The organism is Mesorhizobium sp. M4B.F.Ca.ET.017.02.2.1 (genome assembly GCF_003998955.1).
In the GTDB taxonomy this organism is placed as follows: domain Bacteria; phylum Pseudomonadota; class Alphaproteobacteria; order Rhizobiales; family Rhizobiaceae; genus Mesorhizobium; species Mesorhizobium abyssinicae.
On sequence record NZ_RZOF01000526.1, the window covers coordinates 1 to 2,690 of the forward strand.

At 63.5% G+C, this 2,690-nt stretch carries 3 protein-coding genes; 1 reads left to right on the plus strand and 2 read right to left on the minus strand.

Annotation, left to right across the window (positions count from 1 at the left end; translation table 11 throughout):
- Positions 1-711 (minus strand): MBL fold metallo-hydrolase (locus EN738_RS33200; protein WP_127287240.1); only part of this gene is annotated, 711 nt, incomplete at its 3' end.
- Positions 712-737: 26 nt separating this feature from the next.
- A complete protein-coding gene (locus tag EN738_RS33205; protein ID WP_127287241.1) occupies positions 738-1,790 on the minus strand; it encodes a low specificity L-threonine aldolase in 1,053 nt (350 codons plus the stop codon).
- 480 nt (positions 1,791-2,270) lie between these two features.
- Here EN738_RS33205 and EN738_RS33210 point away from each other — a divergent pair.
- Positions 2,271-2,690, plus strand: a 420-nt coding sequence (locus EN738_RS33210; RefSeq protein ID WP_145967018.1) for a hypothetical protein, incomplete at its 3' end; no start/stop codon positions are given.

Sequence of the window (2,690 nt, forward strand, 5' to 3'; positions counted from 1 at the left end):
GATAAGGCTTCTGTCATAGCCACCCGCTGCAATTATTTCCCAGGAGCCGTGGTTGGGCAGGATGCGATCGAACCGCCAGCCGGCCATGCGCTCGAGGTCGATCAGATGTTCGGCGAGACGCTCCGGTTCGGAGACATAGGTGATCGAGTCCTCCACCGTGTCGCCCGCCAGCAACAGGCCGGCATCGGGCATCAGCAGGACCGTGCCGTCATGGCTGTGGATTTCGACCTGGCGGAGTTCGACGGGGATCGCTCCGACGGTCAAATGGAGGTTGTTGTCGAATATCCTGTTGGGGAGCACGAGCGGCCTGATCGGCGGATTGCCGCCTTCGATCTCGGCCCGGCCGCGTTCCAGGGCCGAGGCTGTGAGGCGGTTGGCGATGATCTCGCAATCATGGAACACCTCGTTGCCGGCAATATGATCGTCATGCCAGTGGCTGAGCACGACGCGGATCGAGGTCACGCCCATCTCTTCGAGTGTCCGCCGGACAAGGCGGGCGTGGGGCAGGGATATATGCGTGTCATAGACAAGCGCTTGCGATCCATCGACGATCGCATAGGTGCAAATGCCCAGCGTATAAGCGCCGTCGTCGAGCCAGTTCGGCTCCTCCGACCAGATGCGAACGCCATCGACGCGGCCATCGTAGAAGCCGACAACGTTTGGCGCCGGACGAACCAGCCGCATGGTCGAGCCGAGAGAGGGCCTGGTCATCCGGTTACTCCCGATCGCTGCAGCGCTTAAGGGGCGAGCAGTTGCCCGAGGCGATCGATCTCTTCCGTCGCGGTGGCGAAGCTGGCGACGAAACGGTAGATCGCCTCGTTGTCGCCGAGATGGCCGTCAAAACCTTGCGGCACGCCCCATTCGTAGAATTTGGCGCCAGCCGCCTGCAGCCTTTCGGCGATAGCGCGGTCGAGGATGGCGAACACCTCGTTGGCTTGCGGCAGCCATGCCAGCCTGCCCGTCGGCGCGTCCTCAATCGTCTCGGCCAAATGCGCGGCCATGGCATTGGCATGGCCTGCCATCCGCAGCCAGAGGTCATCGGTGAGATAGGCTTCGAACTGGGCCGAGATGAAGCGGGCCTTGGAGAAGGTCTGGCCGGCGCGCTGGCGAAGCAGGCGCAGGTCCTTGCCGACCTCCGGATTGAAGATCACGACAGCGTCGGCCATCCAGCAGCCGTTCTTGGTGGCGCCGAAGGAGATGATGTCGACGCCGCTCTTCCAGGTCATCTCGGCCGGCGTGACACCGGTCGCGGCGATGGCGTTGGCGAAACGGGCACCGTCCATGTGGAGCGGCAGGCCGTGGCGACGGCTGATCTCGGAGATCGCCTTGACGTCGTCGACAGCGTAGACCGTGCCGACTTCGGTCGCCTGGGTGATGGTCACGGCCATCGGCTGGCCGCCGGGCGCGAGGTCCCGCGAATAGCGCTGGATGGCCTTGTCCAGCGCCTGCGGGTTAATGCGACCCAGAGGCCCGGGCACCGGCATCACGCGCGCGCCGCCCGTGTAGAAACCCATCGCGCCGAATTCATCGACATTCACGTGTGCTTCGGAATGGCAAAGCGCGATGCCGCCGATACGGTTCAACGCCGCCATCGACAACGCGTTCGCCGCCGTGCCGGTGGCGACGAAGAACACCTGAACGTCGCGCTCGAAGATCTCGTTGAAGCGGCGGTAGACGGCGCGGTCCAGGTCTCCGTCGCCATAGGCGGTGGCGGTGCCGACGGCGTGCCGCGCAAGGTTGGCAGAGATGTCGGGATGGACGCCCGCCCAGTTGTCGGATGCAAAGAACATCGAGAGGTCCGTAGCTGATTTGCAGAAGCCGGCGCGACTTGACCGTTTTGGTCTTGCAAGTGCAAGGGGCCAACTGCCGGGAAAGCGGTGATGCCAGCCGAAGCTGAAATGGGCGGGCGACCGAACCTTGCGTTGCGCCTCCATCTCACGAAATTTTGTGTCGCATCCTGGGCAAGATTTTTGTGAATCGGTCTTGTGCGGGCGGCTGATTTCTGCCATAAAAAATTTAGGACAGTAGTGCTGTCTTATTTTGTCGCGCAAAACAGGCCGGACTGGCGTATCATATGGGCCATTCCGGCCGTTGCCGCGCGCGACGGGTAGACGGCTCGGCTCTGGCCTGTACGATACCGGATACGACCCAGGCGGCCAGCCGCATGGTTCGGCAAGGATTTCGCAAGACGTGCAGCAAGGATGAAGGGGAAGCAACGCGCTTCCCGAGGCAAACCAGCGCCCGAAGGGCTGGGAACGGAGGATAGGACGATGACGGAATTGACGCCATCTGCGATCAACGGCCAGGCCGCGCAGACGAAAGCGGCAACCGTCAAAAATACCTCCCTGACCAATGCCGGGCGCGCCGCCAACGGTTTCGCCGCCCAGGGCCTTTACGATCCGCGCAATGAGCACGACGCCTGCGGCGTCGGCTTCATCGTCAACATGAAGGGCGTGAAGTCGAACCAGATCGTCAAGGACGGTCTGGCGATGCTGGAGAACCTCACGCATCGCGGCGCCGTCGGCGCCGATCCGCTGGTCGGCGACGGCGCTGGCGTTCTGGTGCAGCTTCCCGACAGCTTCTTCCGCGAGGAGATGGCAGCCAAGGGCATCGACCTGCCGCCGGCGGGCCAATACGGCGTCGGACACTGGTTCATGCCGCAGGACGCGGCACTGCGCGCCCATATCGAG

Bases quoted from the DNA above. Each gene is read 5' to 3' on its own strand.
- EN738_RS33205 (WP_127287241.1), bottom strand. From the start codon at position 1,790: ATGTTCTTTGCATCCGACAACTGGGCGGGCGTCCATCCCGACATCTCT.